Here is a 6,509-nt window from a genome sequence, read left to right as displayed (position 1 = left end):
TGATCAGCGCAGGCTTCTGGGCTGGTGATGAAAATGTCAGAGGTGCAGCTTTCTATTCTTACGCCTATCCTTCACCTGAGGGTATTGATCAAATAAAATTGCAGCCTGCGAGTGCCAACTGGATCGATAGCAACGGTCGCCCGATGGCCGTACTCATGTATGATGACTTATTGAAGGAAGAAAACCCAAGACAAGCATTATTGGACTTTCTTCAGTCAACTTATGATGCTGGAGCTAAAGCTGCCAACTGGCCTTCTTCATTGACTGAGTCGAATAGTTAATATCCATTCTGGGTAAAGTTTCGTAGTTTGAACTACGATGGCTGACTTAAAACAACCCTGGATTGATGCGGGCTATGAGCTCTTTGCTAAGTATGGGCCTGACGGTCTGAAAGTGGAGGTGATCTCACGCATAGTTGGCAAAAGCAAATCTTCATTTTATCACCATTTTGCCGATTTGGAGGTGTTTACTGCTTTTCTGCTAAGGTATCATCTGGATCAATCGGAGATCATCGTCGAGAAAGAGAAGCAATGCAAGAACGTTGTTCCGGAATTGCTTCATGTACTAGTAGAGCACAAGCAAGACTTGCTCTTCAATCGGCAGCTTCGAGTCCATCGTGATGTCAAGGAGTTTGCGGAGTGCTTTGAGAAGACCAGCAGTGAAGTAGGTGCTGCGGTACTCGGTATCTGGGCAGAGGCGTTGGGCTTAGAAGACAATTCTCATCTTGTGTTAATGATCCTAAGATTAAGCTTAGAAAACTTCTATCTGCAGATCACAGAAAAGACATTAACCTACGAATGGCTGGAGCGATATGTCGTTGACTTGCAAACTATGGCTAAGGAATTTAACAGAATGGCTGTACGGTAGCGTCTAAAATCCTCCACAGATGTCGGCCAATTTTGCTGAAAAGTAAAATAATGCCAGTACTTCGAACCATTCTCATTGTCTTCTTTCTGATTATCGCGAGCTATACGGCCATTGTATTGCTCGATTATGGATTCACCCTATTCCCCATTTTCATCACTGACATCCTGAGCCTAAACTGGTCGGGTCAGTTCAATCTTGACTTCTCGCTTTACTTGCTACTTTCAGGCATCTGGATTGCATGGCGTCACCAATTCTCTCTAGGTGGAATAGTCATGGGTCTCATCGCTGCTATACTGGGGATGGTGGTGTTTGCTCCTTATATGTTAATCACCACGCTCAAAGAAAATGGTGATTTGAAGAAGGTGCTATTGGGAAGTCAGCCTTACTAAAACTCCACCTCAAACACGCTTCGGCCATTGGCTTCTCCGTACTTGTCTAGCTTCTTCAATCAGAATTAGACCTTAGAATCACAAGTCTGTTGATCCCAACATGAACATTGGCAACTCAAAAATCTAATACTTCGCCAATATCATGTTATTTTAGACTAGTAAGTTTAAAAAATGCCGTTGTGGATCACAGAGCACATAATCAAATCATCAATTTTATTTGGAGCATTGCTTATGACGTCCTGCGAGATGCATTTGCAAGGTCAAAAAGGGTTCAATACGCTTTATATCTAGCGATAAAATCCCAGAGTTCACTCTCTACAACCCCTTGATTAGATTTCTAAACGCGGCACCAAAATCCATTGAACAAGTCTAGTTGCTTCATTAGGTCTTAGTTCGACACTTCAAACGCATCATATGCGACCTCTCAAAAACTACATTATTCTCAGTAACTATGTGCAAAATCAGAAGATAACCTTTGGGCTGGTAGTTCTAAATATCATTGTATTCCTAGCTTTTGGTTTAATCAATACCACACCATTAGCCTTGCTCTCTTATGGAGCCAATTTTGCCCCATACTCACTTAGAGACGAACCATACAGGCTGATTACAAGCATGTTTCTTCATGGCAATATTGTGCACTTGCTGCTCAACATGTACAGCCTGGTTGCTCTGGGCAATCACACTGAAAGAAAAATCGGTGTAGGCTGGTTTGTATCACTTTATATCGTGGCAGGATTAAGCGGCTCAATGCTAAGTGCTTCTTATAACCTATTTGTGATTAGTGTTGGTGCCAGTGGCGCGATTTTCGGCATATATGCTTTCGATTTGCTAGAGGTGATCAGGGTTCAAAAAAGTAATCGAATAGCAGTAATCACCAACTTTGTGATCTATGTGATTTTCATGTATTGGTTAGGTCGCCAGTACGCATTTCTTGATAATGCTGCCCATTTAGGAGGTTTTATTGGTGGTGTTGTGATCTATCTTTTGATAGGACTAAAACGCTCTTTCAAGACCAGCTTAACGTTAATCATTCCGTCCCTAATCATCATCTACCTATTGCTGCCTAGGATGCAGGTTAGATACTTTGAGGCCTTTCAATACATGATCAGAGGTGAAGAATCTATTTATGAGACCTCTAGTCAAGAGCTGTCAAACTCAGAGTTTGCCGAGCGACTTGAGGAAAAACAATCTACGATTGACACCATGGCCTTGAAATTTAAGGCGCTAGGAAGTCTTCCGCGAAAGTTGGATTTTGATAGGATCATATTGCTTCGCTATTTCGACCTGTTAGAGCAAAAAATTGAGTTCATGAAAAGAGGAGCTTTAAATGAGTCTTATATTTTCATAGACAGTGTCAATCATATGTCGATGAGAATCGATAGTCTTCCCCGGACTTATTATTCTTTGAATATGACGCCAATACAACAGAAAGGAGATACTTCTACAATGGCTAGGGAGCAATTACAAAGAGTAACTGAATGGTACGACGAGGATTGGGCGGTTACTAACAAAGAATCTGCCTCATTTTATAGGTTGGGAACCAAGGACTCTTTAAACAACTGGCATGATAGCGTCCTTGACTTCTACATCGAAGGACAGATTCAAATGAAGGGCAACTACGCCCGAGGATTGAAAGATGGCATTTTCATTTACTACAATAAAGACAGTACCTATTCAGAAGCTGGAGTCTATTCTAAAGATTTTAAAACTGGTAAATGGGAGTACTACTATTCAAAAAATAGACTTGAATCTGAGTATTACTACGATAAATATGACATCAGACTAATGAATAGATGGACCCGTAGTGGGGAACAACCGGTGAAAAATGGTGAGGGCAGTTGGATCAGAAAGGACTCAACCGGATTTGTCTTGTACAAAAGGGATTATCAAGAAGGAAAGACTAATGGCTGGGTGGAAGGCTACTATAAGGATCACTCGATTCACTATAGAGAGTATTTTGAAAATGGCAGACTGATTAGCGGAGCATCTATTTCTCCGGATGGTTCAAAACACTCCTACGACTTTTCTACTCATTTCGCCAGACCTTCCATAGGTAATGAAGCATTAGTCCAATATTTTGAAGAGCATAATGACATGAGGTATCATAAGGATGATTATGTAGAGATGCGTTTTGAGGTCGATGAGGACGGTAGTTTGAAGGATATCAGATTTTTAAAGAGCTTAGGAAACCCTTACGATAGCCACGCGAAGCAACTCTTAATTGATGGGCCTAAATGGCTTCCAGCCGAATCTCACGGTTATGACCCTTACACACAAAGTGCTAGAGCTACAGTAAGGTTCAAGGGCCAAGACCTGTGAAATGATATATTGCTTATTGTGACCGGATATCGGTTAAAGTTCGATACTAAAACTCCACCTCAAACACGCTGCGGCCATTTCCTTTGAGTGAGAGATGGGTGAACATCCAGCCATCATCGGTCTTCTTGCATTTAAATTTCAGCTTGCTGCCATCATAGGTTCCTTTGAGAACAGCCTTTTGTTCCTTTTTTATCGTTAAGTCATTGATCATGATGTACGGCCTTCCATTGGCTTCCTCCGGGCCTTCAATTAACTGAACAGGCTTATCAAACTTAGATGCAGAGATGGGAGTATCGGAATTGGCGAGATCGATGATGAGTACTCCTTCATCGACATTGCTTTGCTCTTTTCTAAGCTCGTCATCCATGAGCTTCACGTCCAGCAAAGTCTGAATGATGTCATCATTCACTCCGTCTGCTGCTGTCGTTTGATGACCGAAGGTAAATATGATAATGGTGAGAAGTGTGATTAGCTTTTTCATATCAAGTTGTGTTCTTTGAGTTTAACAAAAATACCAGTGTTTTGTCTGTTGTGAACTGACAGGTAGATGCGGAAAAGAGGGATATGGTTGCTTATAAATAAGGGATTTGTTGTCCTAACGAAAGACATCCGATATTTCCAAAATATCGGATGTCTCCACTCACACTACAGAAAGACTAGTTTTGAAAGCTTCTCAACCTTTCTTGAAATACTACCTCAACCCGTACCCAATAGTAAGACCTACGCTGAACGGCTTGATGGTCAACGCACTGTTATCACTGGACTTGTGTAACAGGCCGTAGCGAAGTACAGGAAGTAAGGACAGTTCTCCTTTTTCACTCTGCCATATGACCTTACGGAAACCGAAGCTTGCCGTTAGCTGATGTGGATACTCGATCGTATGTTCCTCACCCCGAGAGCCCAGGCGGCAGTGATTGGAGAGGCGATGGAGCGGGCGGGGGTACAAGCAGGGGAGATCAGTTACCTTGAGGCACATGGCACGGGCACGAGTTTGGGAGACCCGATTGAGATCGCGGGACTGAGCAAAGCCTTTAGGAGAGGAAACAGTGATAGAGAGGAGCAATGGTGTTCGATTGGTAGTTTGAAGAGCAACATCGGACATGCGGAGTCGGCGGCGGGGATTGGGGGGTTAACTAAGGTGTTGTTGCAGCTGAAGCACGGGCAATTAGTCCCGAGTTTACATTCTGGGACGTTGAATCCGAACATTGATTTTAGGAAGACGCCGTTCCGGGTACAGCAGAGGTTGGAAGACTGGGAGACGGAAGACGGCAAGCCCCGGATGGCGGGGGTGAGCAGTTTTGGAGCGGGAGGCAGCAATGCACATGTGATCATCGAAGAGTACTGGGATAAATCAGGGATTAAAAATGAGGCATTGAAGCTGGCGGGGCCGTTTGTTATTCCTTTATCGGCAAAGAACGAAGAGCAGTTGGGGGAGGTAGTGCAAAACCTGTCCAGATACCTGGATAACTTATTAAAGAGCGAACAGCTGCGCCTATCGGACCTCGCCTACACCTTACAGGTTAGCCGGGAAGCGATGGAATGCAGGTTAGCATTGTTGGTCAATAATCTGGAAGAACTTCAAAGGCAGTTAGCCGAATACCAAAAAGGAGACAGGAAAGATTTTCTCATTAGCAACATCAAAAAAGACAGTGGTGATTTTGTGCTGAAAGGGAAAGCTGGGAAAGCCTATTTGCGTGAAGCTCTAGCTAATAAAGAAGGTGAAAGCCTTGCTCAACTTTGGGTGAAGGGTGTAGAGATAGACTGGAACTTGTTGTATGCAGAAGATCAGAAGCCGAACAAGATCAGTGTACCGACGTATCCGTTTGCGCGGGAGCGGTATTGGATACCTGTAGAGCATGATGAACGCTTTACTCTCCCTTCAAAAAAGAACCTGTGGCTCCACCCGCTCTTGCACCGCAATGATTCCAATTTACAAGAGCAGCGATTTACCAGTATGTATACTGGCACAGAATCGTTTCTATCTGACCACAAAGTACGAGGCGCGAAAGTATTGCCTGGAGTAGTGTACTTGGAACTCGCCAGAGAAGCGGGGACAAGATCACTCGAACAAGAGATCACCCAACTCAAAGACATCACCTGGCTGCGTCCTGTCCGTGTCAATGGTCAGGCCCAGACCGTTCAGATCAGTATCTATGAAGAAGGTGAAAGGTTGGGCTATGAAGTGTACAGCTTACCTTCCGAAGAAGGTCTGAATGGTAAGGTAACCGAAGAAGTGGTCCACAGCCAGGGTTGGTTAAGCACGCAAGCATACACTCCTACTGAAGCGATCGATATCGCGGCCTTGCAGGCTCGCCTCTCATGTGAGAAGACCGGTAAAGCCTGTTATGCATCATTCCGGGAGTTGGGCCTAGATTACGGCATGACCTTCCAGGGAATAGCCACCCTCTATTACGATGATAACGAGGCCTTAAGCAGGCTTAGGTTACCTAAAGAAGAAGGGTACGTGTTGCAACCCGGCATTCTGGACAGTGCCTTACAGACGTGTATGGGGTTAGGATTAGCTATAGAAGAAAGCGTTTTATCCCTTCCTTTCAGTGTGAAGGAAGTCAATCTTTATGGAGCAGTAGATACAGCTTGCTGGGCCTACGCCAGAAAGAGCAACAGCGCTCCATCTGGTGAGAAGATCACCAAATATGATATTGACCTGTTGTCAGAAGAAGGAGAGGTGTTGCTTTCCTTTAAAGAGTTCGTCACCTTACCCATGGATGGTCTTCCATCAAAAGAGGAGGAAGCCTTTGAGCTACAGTATTACACGACTCATTGGAAAGCGCAAGCGGTTGTATCCCCACAGGAAGCGGCCTCATCGGACTGCCTCATTGTCTTAGCCGGAGGCGCTGTAGCGTTAGCGGAGCACCTCACCGACCGACTGGAATGTGAGGTGCGGTCTTTAGATGCGTCCACCGCAGCAGGGTT

The 6,509-nt window shown here is 44.4% G+C and carries 6 protein-coding genes; 5 read left to right on the top strand and 1 reads right to left on the bottom strand.

Features of this window, described 5'->3' with window-relative positions; genetic code table 11:
• The 4 genes from AAGA18_15655 to AAGA18_15640 form a co-directional block, all read left to right on the top strand.
• On the top strand, nt 1-281 hold a 281-nt coding region (locus tag AAGA18_15655), incomplete at its 5' end, for a DUF5996 family protein (GenBank protein MEM9446777.1).
• Between the two features lie 37 nt (nt 282-318).
• Complete coding sequence (locus AAGA18_15650) at nt 319-867, top strand: TetR/AcrR family transcriptional regulator (protein MEM9446776.1); 549 nt, start codon at nt 319-321, stop codon at nt 865-867.
• A 50-nt stretch (nt 868-917) separates the two neighbouring features.
• Nucleotides 918-1,256 carry a hypothetical protein gene (locus AAGA18_15645; GenBank protein ID MEM9446775.1) on the top strand — a complete coding sequence of 113 codons (339 nt, stop codon included), beginning with the start codon at nt 918-920 and terminating at the stop codon, nt 1,254-1,256.
• Between the two features lie 414 nt (nt 1,257-1,670).
• A complete protein-coding gene (locus AAGA18_15640; GenBank protein ID MEM9446774.1) occupies nt 1,671-3,575 on the top strand; it encodes a rhomboid family intramembrane serine protease in 1,905 nt (634 codons plus the stop codon).
• 46 nt (nt 3,576-3,621) lie between these two features.
• On the opposite strand, the gene AAGA18_15635 is transcribed toward AAGA18_15640, so the two are convergent.
• The gene (locus AAGA18_15635) at nt 3,622-4,056 is read right to left on the bottom strand and encodes a hypothetical protein (GenBank protein ID MEM9446773.1); all 435 of its coding nucleotides are present in this window, start codon (nt 4,054-4,056) and stop codon (nt 3,622-3,624) included.
• A gap of 381 nt (nt 4,057-4,437) precedes the next feature.
• On the opposite strand from AAGA18_15635, the gene AAGA18_15630 reads away from it, so the two are divergent.
• Nucleotides 4,438-6,509, top strand: a 2,072-nt coding sequence (locus tag AAGA18_15630; protein MEM9446772.1) for a polyketide synthase dehydratase domain-containing protein, incomplete at its 3' end; no start/stop codon positions are given.

It is taken from the genome of Verrucomicrobiota bacterium (assembly GCA_039192515.1).
Lineage (GTDB): Bacteria > Verrucomicrobiota > Verrucomicrobiia > Methylacidiphilales > JBCCWR01 > JBCCWR01.
Note: the sequence above shows the minus strand (reverse complement) of the source record. Positions and strands in the feature narration are given on the sequence as shown.

Bases quoted from the DNA above. Each gene is read 5' to 3' on its own strand.
- AAGA18_15640 (MEM9446774.1), top strand. From the start codon at position 1,671: ATGCGACCTCTCAAAAACTACATTATTCTCAGTAACTATGTGCAAAAT.
- AAGA18_15650 (MEM9446776.1), top strand. From the start codon at position 319: ATGGCTGACTTAAAACAACCCTGGATTGATGCGGGCTATGAGCTCTTT.
- AAGA18_15635 (MEM9446773.1), bottom strand. From the start codon at position 4,056: ATGAAAAAGCTAATCACACTTCTCACCATTATCATATTTACCTTCGGT.
- AAGA18_15645 (MEM9446775.1), top strand. From the start codon at position 918: ATGCCAGTACTTCGAACCATTCTCATTGTCTTCTTTCTGATTATCGCG.